Here is a 16,109-nt window from a genome sequence, read left to right on the forward strand (position 1 = left end):
GGGGGGATTTCTAAGCAAACCCCGGCACCGTAGGAGCGGCTTCAGCCGCGATGCTCTTGAAGATTAAAAGCATCGCGGCTGAAGCCGCTCCTACAAGGGTGTGGTACGCCCAGCAAATGTCGTTAACGGACCACAGCGACCCGGCTGCGTCGCTCAGAGCTACACCCAGTCGTTTTTATTGATTCCTCGTTCAATAAAAACTTACTAGACTGGCCCAACGCCCGTAGCGCCTGGATTTGAGGAACACGACGATGCCCAAAGTAGGGATGCAACCCATCCGCCGCTCGCAACTGATTCACGCCACCCTGGAAGCCGTAGACCAGGTCGGCATGGACGCCAGCATCGCCCTGATCGCCCGTTTGGCCGGGGTATCGAACGGCATCATCAGCCACTACTTCCAGGACAAGAACGGCCTGCTCGAGGCCACCATGCGCCACCTGATGACGGCCCTCAGCCTGTCGGTGCGTGACCGTCGTCTGCTGTTGGAAGACACCAGTCCCCGCGCACAGATTCGCACCATCATCGAGGGCAACTTCGATGACAGCCAGGTCAACGGTCCGGCGATGAAAACCTGGCTGGCGTTCTGGGCCAGTAGCATGCACCAGCCGTCCTTGCGCCGCTTGCAGCGGATCAACGACCACCGCCTGTATTCCAATATCTGCTGTGAATTTCGCCGCGTAATGCCGATTGCCGAGGCGCGCACCGCCGCCCGTGGCCTGGCCGCGCTGATCGACGGTTTGTGGTTGCGTGGTGCCCTGAGTGGCGAAGCCTTCGATACCCAGCAAGCGCTGCAGATCGCCTTCGACTACCTGGACCAACAATTGGCCAGGCAGGCGGGTTGACGCTCGCCCGCCCCTATTTCCGACTTCCGTGAGGACACCATGGCCCGTTTTCCCCTGCAAAAACTCTATATCGATGGCGGTTATGTCGATGCCACCAGCGGTGCCACCTTCGAGGCCATCAACCCGGCCAACGGCGAAGTGCTGGCCGAGGTGCAGCGTGCCTCGCAAGCCGACGTGGAGCGCGCCGTAGAGAGCGCGGAAAAGGGTCAGAAAATCTGGGCGGCGATGACCGCCATGCAGCGCTCGCGCATCCTGCGCAAGGCGGTGGATATTCTGCGTGAGCGCAATGACGAACTGGCTGAACTGGAGACCCTCGACACCGGCAAGGCGCTGTCGGAAACCCGCTATGTGGATATCGTTACCGGGGCCGACGTGCTCGAGTACTACGCCGGCCTGGTGCCGGCCATTGAAGGCGAGCAGATTCCCCTGCGCGAAACCTCGTTCGTTTACACCCGCCGCGAACCGCTGGGCGTGGTGGCTGGTATCGGTGCCTGGAACTACCCGATCCAGATCGCCCTGTGGAAATCCGCCCCGGCCCTGGCCGCCGGCAACGCGATGATTTTCAAACCCAGCGAAGTGACCTCGCTGACCACCCTCAAGCTGGCGGAAATCTACAGCGCTGCCGGCTTGCCCGCTGGCGTGTTCAACGTGCTGACCGGCAGCGGCCGCGAAGTGGGTACCTGGCTGACCGAACATCCACGGATCGAGAAAATTTCCTTCACCGGCGGCACCGACACCGGCAAGAAAGTCATGGCCAGCGCCTCCAGTTCGTCACTCAAGGAAGTGACCATGGAACTGGGCGGCAAGAGCCCGCTGATCATCTTCGAAGACGCCAACCTCAACCGCGCCGCCGACATCGCGGTAATGGCCAACTTCTACAGCTCCGGCCAGGTGTGCACCAACGGCACCCGCGTATTTGTACCGCGCAGTTTGCAGGCCCGCTTCGAAGCCAAGGTGCTGGAGCGCGTGCGGCGTATCCGCCTCGGCGACCCCACCGACGACACCACCAACTTCGGCCCGCTGGTGAGCTTTGCCCATATGGAAAACGTGCTCGGTTATATCGCCAAGGGCAAGGCCGAAGGCGCGCGTTTGCTGATCGGCGGCGAGCGGGTCACCGAGGGCGAGTTCGGCAAAGGCGCGTTTGTAGCGCCGACTGTATTCAGCGATTGCACCGACGAGATGACCATCGTCCGCGAGGAGATCTTCGGCCCGGTGATGAGCATTCTGGTGTACGACGACGAAGAGGAAGTGATCCGCCGCGCCAACGACACCGAGTTCGGTCTGGCGGCCGGCATCATCACCCAGGACCTGAACCGCGCGCACCGGGTTATCCACCAGCTGGAAGCCGGCATCTGCTGGATCAACACCTGGGGCGAGTCGCCGGCGGAAATGCCGGTGGGCGGTTACAAACAGTCGGGCGTCGGCCGCGAAAACGGCCTGGTGACCTTGGCCCAATACACCCGAATCAAGTCGGTGCAGGTGGAATTGGGTGGGTATACCTCGGTGTTTTGAAGGGGCACCGTCTCCCTGCCAACACCCGTCATCCCGCATCGGCGGACCGCCGCGAAGGCGGGGATCCAGAATTTCTCGGCGTACGCGTTCCCCTGACACAGCCTGGATTCCCGCCTTCGCGGGAATGACGGTGGTTAGGGCGGATAGCCAGGTTTATGTCAGGACCAGAAATGAACACAGAATTCGATTACATCATCGTCGGTGCCGGTTCGGCTGGTAACACCTTGGCCACGCGCCTGACCGAAGATGCCGAGGTCACCGTGTTGCTGCTGGAAGCCGGCGGCCCGGACTATCGCCTGGATTTTCGTACCCAGATGCCCGCCGCCCTGGCCTTTCCGCTGCAAGGCCGGCGCTATAACTGGGCCTACGAAACCGACCCCGAGCCCCACATGAACAACCGCCGCATGGAGTGCGGACGCGGCAAGGGCCTTGGTGGATCGTCGCTGATCAATGGCATGTGCTACATCCGTGGCAACGCCCTGGACTACGACAACTGGGCCAAGACCCCGGGTCTGGAAGACTGGAGCTACCTCGACTGCCTGCCGTATTTCCGCAAGGCGGAAACCCGCGACATCGGTGCCAATGACTACCACGGCGGCGATGGCCCGGTCAGCGTGACCACCCCCAAGGTCGGCAACAACCCACTGTTCAAAGCCATGGTCGAAGCCGGCGTACAGGCCGGCTACCCGCGCACCGACGACCTCAATGGCTACCAGCAGGAAGGCTTCGGCCCCATGGACCGCACCGTCACCCCGGCGGGCCGGCGCTCCAGTACGGCGCGCGGTTACCTGGACCAGGCGCGCAAACGGCCAAACCTGACCATCGTCACCCACGCCCTTACCGACCGCATTCTGTTCGAAGGCAAACAGGCCGTCGGCGTCGCCTATATGAAAGGCACCAGCTCGATTCCCGTGGAGGCCATGGCCCGGCGCGAAGTGCTGGTGTGCTCCGGTGCCATCGCCTCACCGCAGATTCTGCAACGTTCCGGCGTTGGCCCGGCGGCGCTGCTGAAAAAACTGCGCATTGCACTGGTGCATGACCTGCCCGGCGTTGGCGAGAACTTGCAAGACCACCTGGAGATGTACCTGCAGTACGCCTGCACCCAACCGGTGTCGCTGTACCCCTCGCTGCTCTGGTGGAACCAGCCGCCGATTGGTGCCAAATGGCTGTTCCTCGGCAAAGGCATCGGTGCCAGCAACCAGTTCGAAGCCGGCGGCTTTATTCGCACCCGCGCGGAATTCGAATGGCCGAATATCCAATACCACTTCCTGCCGGTGGCGATTAACTACAACGGCAGCAATGGCGTGAAAGAACATGGCTTCCAGGCCCATGTCGGCTCCATGCGCTCGCCGAGCCGTGGGCGCATCCAGGTCAAATCCAAAGACCCGCGCGAACACCCGAGCATCCTCTTCAACTACATGGCCACCGAACAGGACTGGCAGGAGTTTCGCGACGGCATCCGCCTGACCCGCGAGATCATGAAGCAACCCGCCCTCGACCCCTTCCGCGGCCGCGAAATCAGCCCCGGCCCCGAGGTGCAGAGCGATGAACAGCTCGACCAATTTATCCGCGAACACGCCGAAACCGCCTTCCACCCCTCCTGCTCCTGCAAGATGGGCAGCGACGACATGGCCGTGGTCGATGGCGAAGGTCGCGTGCATGGCGTGCAGGGTTTGCGGGTTGTAGATGCCTCGATCATGCCCCTGATCACCACCGGCAACCTCAACGCCCCGACCATCATGATCGCCGAAAAAATTGCCGATAAGATTCGTGGGCGGGCACCGCTGCCAAGAAGCACAGCGCCGTATTACGTCGCCAATGGGGCGCCGGTCAGAGGCACTCCGCTGCGTTAACACTGGCGCACAAGCATCGCACTCTTGCCATCCATCTCCGCACCTGGATCCCAGCCTGCGCTGGGATGACGGTGGAGGGTGCTAAACCTCCGCGGCCGCAAGGCAAACGCCGCCGCCCCGGCATGCCCAGCACGTGTTCCAGCGGTGCCTGCCCGGGAATGTCGGCCGCGCCATAGCCACCGTGGATCGGGGTTACCGAGCTACCTTCCAGCCCCTGGCGCAGGCCAGTGCCAAGCGTGCCAGCCAGCTAAGAGTATTTCCAACACGAATGCCCGGCACGGTTGGCAACGCGGCGGTCAGAAGCCTAAAGTCCGTGGGGCCCTTGCCTGTTCTAGAGAGTTTTCATGCCGATACAACCCGCGCTGGACGCCCGCACCGCCCGCCTGCTGCCCTGGATCGTGGCCATCGCCTTTTTTATGCAGACCCTGGACGGCACCATTCTCAACACTGCCCTGCCGGCCATGGCCCGCGAACTGCTGGAAGACCCGCTACGCATGCAGTCGGTGGTGATCGCCTACATGCTCACCGTGGCCTTGCTGATTCCGGCCTCGGGATGGATTGCCGATCGCTTTGGCACTCGGCGGATTTTCTTCGGCGCGATTCTGTTGTTCAGCTGCGGCTCGCTGCTCTGCGCCCTCAGCGAAAGCCTCGGCCAACTGGTGGCCGCCCGTGTGGTGCAAGGCCTCGGCGGCGCGCTGATGATGCCGGTGGGACGCCTGGTGGTGCTGCGCGCTTATCCGCGCACGGAGCTGGTGCGGATCATGAGTTTTATCACCCTGCCCGGTCTGCTCGGCCCCTTGATTGGCCCGACCCTGGGCGGCTGGCTGGTGGAGTACGCCAGCTGGCACTGGATCTTTCTGATCAATATTCCGGTTGGTCTGATCGGTTGCATCGCCGTATACCGGGTGATGCCGGATCTGCGCGGGCCACAGCGCAGCCGCTTCGATACCCTGGGTTTTCTGCTGTTTGGCGGTGCCATGGTGCTGATCACCATTGCCCTTGAAGGTCTTGGTGAACTGCATCTGGCGCATATGCGCGTGATGTTGCTACTGCTCGGCGGCCTGGCCTGTCTGGCGGCTTACTGGCTGCGTGCCGGGCAAGTGGCCGAGCCGCTGTTCGCCCCCAGCCTGTTTCGCACCCGCACCTTTGCCGTGGGCATTCTCGGCAACCTGTTCGCGCGCCTGGGTAGCGGCTCGTTGCCGTTTCTGGTGCCGCTGTTACTGCAGGTGGCGCTGGGCTATTCGCCAGCCCAGGCCGGGATGAGCATGATTCCCCTGGCGCTGGCAGCGATGGCGGTAAAACCCCTGGCCAAATCGGTAATCGACCGCTTTGGTTACCGCAGCGTACTGACCGGCAACACCCTGCTGCTCGGGGCGCTTCTCGCCAGCCTGGGCCTGGTCAGCGCCACCACCCCCTATGCCCTGCTGCTGGTGCAATTGGGACTGCTGGGGGCGGTGAACTCCATGCAGTTCACCGCGATGAATACCGTCACCCTGATCGACCTCGATGATGCCAGCGCCAGCAGCGGCAACAGCCTGTTGTCCGTGGTGGTGCAGCTGGCGATCAGCCTGGGCATTGCTTCGGGGGCGGCGCTGTTGGGGGGCTTTAGCAGCGAGATTGGCAAGGGTGACATCGACAGCGTGCTGGGCGCATTTCAGCTGACCTTCCTCTGCGTGGGCGTGTTGACGCTGATGGCGGCGGCAATCTTTTTGCAGCTGGCGCGCGAGGATGGGCGTAAGGCCAGACCAATGCCTAACGAGATTCAAGAGTAAGGCGCGGCATTCTGGATCCCGGCCTGCGCCGGGATGACGGAGCTTTTGCCAAGACCACCGTCGTCCCAGCGCAGGCTGGGACCCAGAATATCGCCGGGAACGAAGGTGCCGAATTCAATGGGGCTATCAGCCGAAATAGCTGCCGTTTTTCGACGGCAACCCACTCCACAACTCTTCCAGCCGCGGAAAATTCCAGTCTTCAGGTGCCTCACGGCCAACGATCTTCTCCCGCCCTACCAGCTTGGCCAGGTCGATGATCTGCTGCGGGATCGGCGTTTTCGATTTGGCCATAAAGAACACCTTCACCCGCGGCGTCAGCAGCGAGGTGGCGTGCTGGTCCATGACGATGCCCAGCCGGCCGCTTTCCAGGCGTACCAGTGAGCCGGTGGGGTAGATACCGACGGATTTGACGAAGGCTTGGAACACCACCTGATCGAAATGACCTTTGCTCCATTCGGCCATCTTGCGGATCGACTCGGCCGGGTCCCAGCCGCTCTTGTAGGGACGGTTGGAGGTAATGGCGTCGTATACGTCGCATACCGCGCCCATCTTGGCAAACAGGCTGATCTGGTCGCCCACCAGGCGGTGCGGATAGCCACTGCCATCGACCTTTTCGTGGTGATGCAGGCACACGTCAAGAACGATGGCATTGATGTCGCGGTTGCCTTTAAGCAGCTGCAACCCGGCCATGGGATGGTCGCGCATGGTGGTGAACTCTGCGTCGGTAAGCTTGCCGGGTTTGTTCAGGATCGCGTCAGGGATCATCATCTTGCCGATGTCGTGCAGCAGCCCGGCCACACCGGCGTCGCGCACCAGCTCCTCGCTCAGCCCCAGCTGACGGGCCAGGGAAATCATCAACGCGCACACGGCCACCGAGTGCATATAGGTGTATTCGTCAGAGGTTTTCAGCCGCGCCAGACTGATCATGGCGTTGGGGTTGCGGATCACCGAAGCGGTGATCTCGTCCACCAGTTCGGTGACCCGCGCGGCATCGATGGCCTGGCCCATGCGCACTTCGCCAAACATAGCGACCACCGCGTCCTTGGAGCGCGCACAGAGTTGCTGTGCCCGTTTAACTTCGTCCTCCAGGGCGGCACTGATCGGTTTGAGCGGTGCCTCCACAGCCGCTTCGGCGACCAACAGCTGCTCGACCTCGGCGGCCACTTCCGCCGGGCTGAGGGCGACGCTGCCATCGGGCACGTCGAGGCCTTTGTCGGGGTCGATCCAGACCTCTTCGATGCCACTGTCGAGAATGCGCTGCAGGTCTTTGGCAGCGCTGAGGAGAAACTTGGTTTTCCAGAATGGGTGCTCCATCCACGAGCCACAGAACTCATGGATAAACATGCCCAGACAGAGGTCAGTAACAGCGATTCGTTTCAGCACGGCAGAACCCGGCACATTTAGCGGATACGGTCGGGCGAAGGCGCCGACCGGTGAAGAAAGTAATACCAGCAAATAGCCACTTTTGCCCTGCGGTTTACGCGCAATCCGTCGGTAGCCGCACAGATTCCCACCCCGCAGCCCGTCGCTCCCTTGCACTGTCCATGCTGTCCGCCCCGGTGCCCCTGTTACACTGCAGGCCATTTCCGTTTAGCAGGCCTGTCCCGTGACTTCCACCGCGTTCAATTCGTTGCCCTTATCCGCCGCCATGCTGGCCAACCTGGAATCCCTGGGTTACGCCGAGATGACGCCGATTCAGGCACAAAGCCTGCCGGTGATTCTCAAGGGCATGGACCTGATTGCCCAGGCCAAGACCGGCAGTGGCAAGACCGCCGCCTTTGGCATCGGCCTGCTCAACCCGCTGAATCCGCGCTACTTCGGCTGCCAGGCGCTGGTGTTGTGCCCCACCCGGGAGCTGGCCGATCAGGTGGCCAAGGAAATCCGCCGCCTGGCCCGCAGCGCCGACAACATCAAAGTACTGACCCTGTGTGGCGGCGTGCCGTTCGGTCCGCAGATCGGCTCGCTGGAGCACGGCGCGCACATTATCGTCGGCACCCCGGGACGGATTCAGGAACACCTGCGCAAAGGCACCTTGAAGCTCGACGGCCTCAATACCCTGGTGCTCGATGAAGCCGACCGCATGCTCGATATGGGCTTTAACGACGCCATCACCGACATCATCAGCCACACCCCGGCCAGGCGGCAGACCCTGTTGTTCTCCGCCACCTACCCGAGCGGTATCAAGCAACTGTCCGCCGCGATCATGCGCGACCCGCAGCAGGTGCGCGCCGAGCACCTTCACGCGGACAACCAGATTGAACAGCGCTTCTACGAAATCGACCCGGACCAGCGCCTGCAGGCCGTCACCAAGGTGTTGGCGCATTTCCGCCCGCAATCGTGCGTGGCCTTCTGCTTTACCAAGCAGCAATGCCAGGAAGTGGTCGACCACCTGATTGGCAAAGGCTTCTCGGCCCAGGCCCTGAATGGTGATCTGGAACAACGCGACCGCGACCAGGTGCTGGCGATGTTCGCCAACCGCAGCTGCAGCGTTCTGGTGGCCACCGATGTGGCCGCGCGCGGGCTGGATATCGACGCCCTGGACATGGTGATCAACGTCGAACTGGCACGCGATTCGGAGATCCACATTCACCGCGTCGGCCGCACCGGTCGGGCCGGCGAAAAAGGCCTGGCCGTGAGCCTGGTAGCGCCTGCCGAAGGCCAACGCGCCCAGGCCATCGAAACCCGCCAGCAGGCACCGCTACACTGGGACCAGATCGACAACCTCAAAGCCCAGCCCGGCGGCCCGCTGCAGCCACCGATGGTGACCCTGTGCATCGGGGCCGGGCGCAAAGACAAAGTGCGCCCGGGCGATATCCTCGGTGCCCTGACCGGCGATGCCGGCATCGCTGGCGACAAGGTCGGCAAGATCGCGATCTTCGATTACCAGGCGTATGTGGCGGTGGATCGCAACGTGGTGAATCAGGCGTTGAATCGGTTGAACAGCGGCAAGATCAAGGGCAAGTCGATTCGGGTGCGGATGCTTTAAACCGTATTCCCTCTTGATATTCTGGATCCCAGCCTTCGCTGGGATGACGGAGATTTTGATAAGTCCCCCGTCGCCCCAGCGAAGGCTGGGGTCCAGAATCGGAAGGCCGGGTGACGATCCATCCGACGCGCACAGCCCAAAAGAGACGCAGCACCGCCGTTACAAGGAGGAGTAGGTGAGAAACATCCTGGTAGTCGAAGACAGCCCCTTGGTGCTCAAAATCCTCGAGCACCTGTTCCGCCAGGAAGCCAATCTGCAGCCGGTGTTCTGCGCCTCGCTGGGTGAAGCCCAGGTGATGCTGGAAACCTCGGCCGGGTTGTTCTTCGCCGCCATCGTCGATCTCAACCTGCCCGATGCCATGGACGGTGAAATCGTCAACCTGGTGCTCGGCTACAGCCTGCCGTGCATTGTCCTCAGCGGCTCGTACAACGAGCAGCGCCGTGACGAGTTGCTGCTCAAGGGCGTGGTCGATTACGTGCTCAAGGAAAGCCAGCACTCCTACGAATACGCGTTCCGCCTGCTGCACCGTCTGGAAAGCAACAGCAAGGTGAAGATTCTGGTGGCCGAGGACTCCGACTCTACCCGCCACTTCATCCGCCGCATCCTCACCTCGCACCTGTACCAGATCATCGACGCGGTGGACGGCGACCAGGCCCTGCAGATTCTCAAAGACCAGCCCGATATCGACCTGCTGCTGGTGGACCACAGCATGCCCGGCATCAGCGGCTTCGATCTGGTCAAACTGCTACGGCAGAAGATGAAGCGCAGCGACCTGATCATTCTCGGTCTGTCGGCCGACACCAAGGGCTCGCTCAGCGCGCAGTTCATCAAGCACGGTGCCGACGATTTCCTGCGTAAACCGTTCTGCCCGGAAGAGCTCAACTGCCGGGTGATGTCGACCCTGGAACGCCGTGACCTGCTGCAGGCGTTGAAGCAGGCGGCGCTGTTCGATTCGCTGACCAATCTCTACAACCGCCGCGCGTTCTACGAGCAAGGCACGCAGATGTGCAAGCTGGCACAGCGCGGTGGTCACGACCTCAGCGTGGCGATGCTCGACCTGGACTTTTTCAAGACCATCAATGATGAGTTCGGCCACGCCAGCGGCGACACCGCCCTGGTACTGTTCGCTCGCGCCTTGTTGCAGGTGTTCCCGGATGCGCTGCTCGGTCGTCTGGGGGGCGAGGAGTTTGCCCTGCTCAGCCGGCAGGATGCGCCGTCGCTGCAAGGTGCGTTGGAACAACTGCGCCAGGTGTCCGCCGGCCTGCGGTATGCCGTCGATGCACCGCCGCTGAACTTCAGCGCCGGGGTATTCCAAGGCACGCCGGAAGACCTGGAAAGCCTGCTGCACCACGCCGACACCCGCCTGTACCAGGCCAAGCATCAGGGCCGCGGACGCACCGTCAGCCACTGATCGTTAACCGCTAATCGTTGACTTCACCGGGGTCCTGCCCGGTCGGGCCGCCCACGTCGCTGGCGGCCGCGAAGCCGTGGGCGGCGAAAATCTTCGCGTAGCTGCCGTCATCGCGCATGGCCTGCATGGCCCGGTCGAAGCGCTCGACAATTTCCCGGGCATGGGGGTGGCTGCTGCGCACGAGAATATGCAGACCGTTTTCGCTCAACGGCTTGGGCAGAAACTCCAACTGCGGCTCGATGCTCTGCAGCTCGTGCTGGAAGTAATGGCGGGCTACCAGCTCATCCTCCAGGGTCAGTTGCACCCGTCCGGCGGCGAGCATGCGCGCGCCCATGGCGAAATCCACCACCGGCACCTTGACCAACTGAGTGTCGGCGTCGAACGCCTGCTGATACGAGTAACCACGCACCACGGCGATACTCGCCGTGCCCAGATCGCTCAGGCTGCGGAACCGGGTGTCAGTGCCTTTGCGGCGTAGAAAGCGGATGCGGTTGATCAGGTACGGCTGGGAAAACACGCCATAGGTGGCGCGCTCGGCGTCGTACCAGGCGCTGACCACGATGTCGTAGTCAGCCGCCTGCACGCCGTACAGCACCCGCGCCCAGGGCACCTGAAAGTAAGCACTGGAATAGCCGGCACGCTTCAGCGCGGTGATCACCAGGTCGCTGGAAAGGCCGTTGTTGAGCAAATTGACATCGTTGAACGGCGGCCAGGTGTTGGCCACCAGGCGCAGGGATTCGGCATTCACCGATGCGCTACAGGCTAGGACCAGCCACAACATAAGGCGCGGAAAATACTTCATGCCTGACGTATTCCTCATCCGGCTCCGGAATGAATCAGCTTAGTCAGGCCTGTGCGCACAACACCAGAGCGGATGATGGGAAACGCCAAGTTTTCCACAACGCTTGCGCTAAACTGCCGCCCCGGAAGCTCGGGTCAATTGTCAGAGGTGTGCAGTGCAAGGTTCGGATGTGGTGATTATCGGCGCGGGTGCCGCCGGTTTGATGTGTGCCCTGCAGGCCGCCGGGCGCGGCCGCCAGGTACTGCTGCTGGATCACGCCAACAAGGCCGGGAAGAAGATCCTGATGTCCGGCGGTGGTCGCTGCAATTTCACCAATATGTACACCGAGCCGGCCAACTTCCTGTCGCACAACCCGCATTTCTGCAAATCCGCCCTGGCGCGTTACACCCAGTGGGACTTTATCGAGCTGGTGGGCAAACACGGCGTGCCCTACCACGAGAAAAAACTCGGCCAGCTGTTCTGCGATAACAAGGCCAGCGACATCCTCGAACTGCTGCTGACCGAGTGCGATCAGGCCGGCGTGCAGTTGCACCTGAACACCGCGGTGACCCAGATCGACAAAACCGACAGCGGCTACGCCCTGCAAACCGGCATTGGCGCGGTCAGTTGCAGCTCGCTGGTGATCGCCACCGGCGGCATGTCGATTCCAACCCTGGGCGCCACCGGCTTCGGTTATCAGGTGGCCAAGCAGTTTGGCCATAACGTGCTGCCGACCCGCGCCGGCCTGGTACCGTTCACCATCACCGACCAACTCAAGGAGCTGTGCAGCGAACTGTCGGGCACCTCGGTGGATTGCCTGGTGAGCTGCAACGACGAAAGCTTTCGCGAGAACATTCTGTTCACCCACCGCGGCCTCAGCGGCCCGGCGATCCTGCAGATTTCCTCGTACTGGCTGCCCGGCCAGGCGGTGTCGATCAACCTGTTGCCCGAGCACGACGTGCCCAACTGGTTGGTCGAGCAACAGGCCGAGCGCCCCAACAGCGAACTGAAAACCCTGCTGGGTGAGCTGTTCACCAAGAAGATGGCCAACCTGCTGGCCGAGCAATGGTTTGTTTCCAAGCCGATGAAGCAGTACACCCCCGCGGAGCTCGCGCAGATCGCCGAGCAACTGGCCAACTGGCAACTGGTGCCGGCCGGCACCGAGGGCTATCGCACCGCCGAGGTGACCCTGGGTGGCGTCGACACCAAAGAGGTGTCGTCGAAAACCATGGAGTCGTTGAAATCGCCGGGGCTGTATTTTGTCGGTGAGGTGCTGGATGTCACCGGCCATCTGGGCGGCTTCAACTTCCAGTGGGCCTGGGCCTCGGGCTATGCGGCGGCGCAATTCGTATAAGGCTGACGTGACTTCAGGGCGCGGCGGCAGTCCAACCAGACTTGCAACGCCCGGCGCGGAGCGCTGAACGCGCATACTTTTGCCAAAGCTGTTTTGCGAAAAAGTCTGCCGTGGCGGTTCGCACTGTGCGGCATATCCGCTCTAATCAACGTATCGCCAGTCAGGTTGTCTGCCACCGATGCCAGCTCCTACCATTCGCCAGTCCCTGCGCCGCCTCTGGGCGCTGGATAAGTTCAGCTACAGCCTGCGGGCGTTTATCGCCCTCACCGGGATCATGGCCCTGTGCTGGACCCAGGACGCCATGCACCAGCTGATCCCGCTGTTCCTTGGGGTTATCGCCAGCGCCCTGGCAGAAACCGACGACAGTTGGCAGGGCCGCCTCAACGCCCTGTTGGTGACCCTGGCCTGTTTCAGCGTGGCCTCGGTGGCGGTGGAGTTGCTGTTTCCCATGCCCTGGGTGTTCGCCGCCTCGATGGCGTTGGCGAGTTTCTGCCTGACCATGCTCGGTGCGTTGGGCGAACGCTATGCGCGGATTGCCCAGGCGACGTTGATTCTCTCGGTGTACACCATGATCGGCGTCGACCAGCGCGACGGCGCGCAGGTCAGTTTCTGGCATGAGCCGATGCTGCTGGTGGCCGGTGCCGCCTGGTACGGCCTGCTGTCGGTGATCTGGCAGGCGCTGTTCGCCCACCAGCCGGTGCAGCAAAGCCTGGCGGTGCTGTTCCGTGAGCTGGGGCGTTTTCTCAAGTTGAAATCGGCGCTGTTCGAGCCGATCCGCGGCATCGATCTGGAAGACAAACGCCTGGCCCTGGCCAAGCAGAACGGCAAGGTGGTGGCCGCCCTGAATGCCAGCAAAGAGATCATTCTCAACCGCATGGACAGCGGCCGCCCGGGGCAGAAAATCAGCCGCTACCTGAAGCTGTATTTTATGGCCCAGGACATCCACGAGCGCGCCAGCTCTTCGCACTACCCCTACAACGAGCTGGCCGAGGCGTTTTTCCACAGCGATGTACTGTTCCGCTGCCAGCGCCTGCTGCGCCAGCAAGGCTGGGCCTGCCAACAGCTGGGCGAAGCCATTCAGTTGCGTCAGAGCTTCGACTACGGCGGCCACTCCGGCCAGGCCCTGGCCGACCTGCAAGCCTCCATGGAACACCTGCGCATCCAGAGCAACCCGGCCTGGCGCAGCCTGCTGCGCTCCCTGCGTGCGCTGGCCAGCAACCTTGGCACGCTGAACAACCTGCTGAGCAATGCCAACAACCCCGATGCCCTGGCCGACGAGCAGGACAACAGCCTGCTGGACCGCTCGCCGCGCTCGTGGAAAGACATCATCGGCCGTATTCGCCTGCAACTGACGCCCACTTCCCTGCTGTTCCGCCACGCCTTGCGCCTGGCCATCGCCCTGAGCGTCGGCTACGGCATGCTGCACCTGATTCACCCCGAGGAAGGCTACTGGATCATCCTCACCACACTGTTTATCTGTCAGCCGAATTACGGTGCCACGCGCAAAAAGCTCCTGCAACGGATTGGCGGCACGGTGATCGGCCTGGTTCTCGGCTGGGCGCTGTTCGACCTGTTCCCCGGCGCGCTGATCCAGGCCATGTTCGCGGTAGTGGCCGGGGTGGTGTTCTTCGCCAATCGGGCCACGCGCTATATGTTGTCGACAGCGGCCATCACCCTGATGGTGATGTTCTGCTTCAACCAGGTGGGCGATGGCTACGGCCTGATCGTGCCGCGTCTGGTGGACACCCTGCTCGGCGCCTTGATCGCCGGCCTGGCGGTATTCCTGATCCTGCCGGACTGGCAGGGCCGACGCCTGAATCAGGTGGTGGCCAATACCCTGAGCTGCAACAGCCGTTACCTGCAGCAGATCATGCTGCAGTACGCCGGCGGCAAACGCGACGATCTGGCCTATCGTCTGGCCCGGCGCAATGCCCACAACGCCGATGCGGCGCTGTCCAGCACCCTGGCCAATATGCTGATGGAGCCGGGGCATTTCCGCAAAGAAGCGGATGTCGGTTTCCGTTTTCTGGTGTTGTCGCACACCCTGCTCAGCTACCTCTCGGCCCTTGGCGCGCACCGTGGCGAACCGCTGCCCGGTGCCGCCGAGCCTGGGCTGATCAGCCAGGCCGCGAGCATCCTGGCCAGCAGCCTGGATGAAGTGGCGCAGAACCTGATGGAGAAAACCCCGGTGGTGATCCACAGCGACGCCGAAGAGAACCTGGCCAAGCAGCTGGAGCAACTACCGGAAGAAATGGACGACCGCGAGCGTCTGGTGCAAAGCGAACTGGCCCTGATCTGCCGCCAGTTGAGCCCGCTGCGAACCCTGGCGGCGCATGTGTTGCGTGATCCGGTGAGCATTAACGCGCCGGGGTGATTGCACGACCGTAGGATGGGTTAAGCGAAGCGAAACCCATCGTTACGCAAATCGATGGGTTTCGGCTATGCCTCGCCTTTAGCTGCGATGCTCTTAAATCAAGAAGCATCGCGGCTAAAGCCGCTGCTACGGGGAAGGCGCATCCAGGTTGAACCCTGCGCAAATCCCGACAGTCCCACCTTATGCCCGCTCGCCCATTGAGGACTCACCATGGAACGCAACAAGCACGATCTGCCCGCCCTGTTTCAACAACTCGGCCTGCCTTCGGAACCGGACGAAATCGCCCAATTTATCGCCAGCCACTCGCCGCTACCGGATGCAATCAAGGTTTCCAAGGCCAGCTTCTGGTCGCCGTCTCAGCAGGCCTTTCTGCAGGACGAGATCCTTGATGACTCGGACTGGGCACCGGTGGTGGATCAGTTGAATGTGCTGCTGCGCAAGAGCGTGCCTTAGCCTTCGGCCTCAGGTGTTCGGCCGACCAGATCACGCCAGGTCAGGTACACCCGCAGGTCGAACTCCAACTGGTGGTAACCCGGCTGCATGTACTCGCAGAGTTTGTAGAAGGCCTTGTTGTGGTCGGACTCTTTCAGGTGCGCCAGTTCGTGCACCACGATCATGCGCAGAAACTCCGGCGCCGCCTCTTTGAAAAGCGCCGCTACGCGAATCTCTTTCTTGGCTTTGAGCTTGCCGCCCTGCACTCGCGAGATTGCGGTATGCAGGCCCAGGGCGCGGTGGGTGAGGTCGAGGCGGTTGTCGAACAGCACCTTGTCGATATTCGGCGCATTGCGCAGGTGTTCCTGCTTCAGCTCCAGGGTGTAGCTGTACAGCGCCTTGTCGCTTTGCACCGCGTGCTTGCCCGGATAACGCTGCTGCACATAATCCCCCAGACGATTGCTGGCGATCAGCTGCCGCACCTGCTCTTGCAGGGCGGGCGGATAGGCTTGCAGATACTTCAGGGCGGGCGGGAGCGAGGACATGGGCAGCCAGTGGTCGGCATCGGGGCCGTCAGTTTAACCAAGGCTGCTCAGCCGGCAAAACGCCAGGTTTTACCCCAGCGCAAAGTACATCAAGTACTTGCATGATCCGCAGGCAAAACAAGCGAAACGGCCGTCGTTTTCATGGCAGCGCGAGTGCGACGAAAGGCATTCAAGGGCGCTAAACCACGCACGATACACAGGCCGCGGGATACTTGGGCAACACCGTTGGGTTGCACCGTAACTACCT

Annotated in this window: 12 protein-coding genes; 9 read left to right on the plus strand and 3 right to left on the minus strand. The window is 62.2% G+C overall.

The genetic code is table 11. The features are described 5' to 3' along the window. The first annotated feature begins 251 nt into the window (after positions 1-251). The 4 genes from betI to mdtD all read left to right on the plus strand — a co-directional run bounded on the left by betI (position 252) and on the right by mdtD (position 5,979). A complete protein-coding gene (betI, locus tag ACVW0Y_RS15680; protein ID WP_457439305.1) occupies positions 252-842 on the plus strand; it encodes a transcriptional regulator BetI in 591 nt (196 codons plus the stop codon). 39 nt (positions 843-881) lie between these two features. Then, on the plus strand, positions 882-2,354 hold the full coding sequence (gene betB, locus ACVW0Y_RS15685; protein WP_457439307.1) for a betaine-aldehyde dehydrogenase: 1,473 nt from the start codon (positions 882-884) through the stop codon (positions 2,352-2,354). Between the two features lie 170 nt (positions 2,355-2,524). Continuing rightward, complete coding sequence (gene betA / locus ACVW0Y_RS15690) at positions 2,525-4,207, plus strand: choline dehydrogenase (RefSeq protein ID WP_457439309.1); 1,683 nt, start codon at positions 2,525-2,527, stop codon at positions 4,205-4,207. A 344-nt stretch (positions 4,208-4,551) separates the two neighbouring features. Continuing rightward, the gene (gene mdtD / locus ACVW0Y_RS15695) at positions 4,552-5,979 is read left to right on the plus strand and encodes a multidrug transporter subunit MdtD (protein ID WP_457439311.1); all 1,428 of its coding nucleotides are present in this window, start codon (positions 4,552-4,554) and stop codon (positions 5,977-5,979) included. Positions 5,980-6,105: 126 nt separating this feature from the next. Here mdtD and ACVW0Y_RS15700 read toward each other — a convergent pair whose 3' ends face one another. Further along, complete coding sequence (locus ACVW0Y_RS15700) at positions 6,106-7,362, minus strand: HD-GYP domain-containing protein (RefSeq protein WP_457439313.1); 1,257 nt, start codon at positions 7,360-7,362, stop codon at positions 6,106-6,108. Positions 7,363-7,585: 223 nt separating this feature from the next. On the opposite strand from ACVW0Y_RS15700, the gene dbpA reads away from it, so the two are divergent. Beyond that, positions 7,586-8,965: an ATP-dependent RNA helicase DbpA gene (gene dbpA, locus ACVW0Y_RS15705; RefSeq protein WP_457439314.1), complete on the plus strand. Its 1,380-nt coding sequence runs from the start codon at positions 7,586-7,588 to the stop codon at positions 8,963-8,965. A gap of 175 nt (positions 8,966-9,140) precedes the next feature. Further along, positions 9,141-10,376, plus strand: coding sequence for a diguanylate cyclase (locus tag ACVW0Y_RS15710; RefSeq protein WP_457439316.1), 1,236 nt, complete (start codon positions 9,141-9,143; stop codon positions 10,374-10,376). A gap of 10 nt (positions 10,377-10,386) precedes the next feature. On the opposite strand, the gene ACVW0Y_RS15715 is transcribed toward ACVW0Y_RS15710, so the two are convergent. Beyond that, on the minus strand, positions 10,387-11,178 hold the full coding sequence (locus tag ACVW0Y_RS15715) for a substrate-binding periplasmic protein (RefSeq protein ID WP_457439317.1): 792 nt from the start codon (positions 11,176-11,178) through the stop codon (positions 10,387-10,389). A 154-nt stretch (positions 11,179-11,332) separates the two neighbouring features. Here ACVW0Y_RS15715 and ACVW0Y_RS15720 point away from each other — a divergent pair, with 154 nt between their 5' ends. The 3 genes from ACVW0Y_RS15720 to ACVW0Y_RS15730 all read left to right on the plus strand — a co-directional run bounded on the left by ACVW0Y_RS15720 (position 11,333) and on the right by ACVW0Y_RS15730 (position 15,338). Next, entirely contained in the window at positions 11,333-12,511 is a 1,179-nt protein-coding gene (locus ACVW0Y_RS15720; RefSeq protein ID WP_457439319.1) for an NAD(P)/FAD-dependent oxidoreductase, read from the plus strand. A 178-nt stretch (positions 12,512-12,689) separates the two neighbouring features. Next, the gene (gene yccS / locus ACVW0Y_RS15725; protein ID WP_457439321.1) at positions 12,690-14,885 is read left to right on the plus strand and encodes a YccS family putative transporter; all 2,196 of its coding nucleotides are present in this window, start codon (positions 12,690-12,692) and stop codon (positions 14,883-14,885) included. 210 nt (positions 14,886-15,095) lie between these two features. Beyond that, complete coding sequence (locus ACVW0Y_RS15730) at positions 15,096-15,338, plus strand: DUF2789 domain-containing protein (RefSeq protein WP_457439323.1); 243 nt, start codon at positions 15,096-15,098, stop codon at positions 15,336-15,338. Here ACVW0Y_RS15730 and ACVW0Y_RS15735 read toward each other — a convergent pair. Then, positions 15,335-15,862: a M48 metallopeptidase family protein gene (locus ACVW0Y_RS15735; protein ID WP_457439325.1), complete on the minus strand. Its 528-nt coding sequence runs from the start codon at positions 15,860-15,862 to the stop codon at positions 15,335-15,337. The genes ACVW0Y_RS15730 and ACVW0Y_RS15735 overlap by 4 nt on opposite strands. Positions 15,863-16,109: the final 247 nt, after the last annotated feature.

Source organism: Pseudomonas sp. TE3786, from assembly GCF_054057335.1.

Coding starts and splice junctions, on each gene's coding strand:
- betA (WP_457439309.1), top strand. CDS start 2,525: ATGAACACAGAATTCGATTACATCATCGTCGGTGCCGGTTCGGCTGGT.
- ACVW0Y_RS15730 (WP_457439323.1), top strand. CDS start 15,096: ATGGAACGCAACAAGCACGATCTGCCCGCCCTGTTTCAACAACTCGGC.
- ACVW0Y_RS15715 (WP_457439317.1), bottom strand. CDS start 11,178: ATGAAGTATTTTCCGCGCCTTATGTTGTGGCTGGTCCTAGCCTGTAGC.
- yccS (WP_457439321.1), top strand. CDS start 12,690: ATGCCAGCTCCTACCATTCGCCAGTCCCTGCGCCGCCTCTGGGCGCTG.
- betI (WP_457439305.1), top strand. CDS start 252: ATGCCCAAAGTAGGGATGCAACCCATCCGCCGCTCGCAACTGATTCAC.
- ACVW0Y_RS15735 (WP_457439325.1), bottom strand. CDS start 15,862: ATGTCCTCGCTCCCGCCCGCCCTGAAGTATCTGCAAGCCTATCCGCCC.
- betB (WP_457439307.1), top strand. CDS start 882: ATGGCCCGTTTTCCCCTGCAAAAACTCTATATCGATGGCGGTTATGTC.
- mdtD (WP_457439311.1), top strand. CDS start 4,552: ATGCCGATACAACCCGCGCTGGACGCCCGCACCGCCCGCCTGCTGCCC.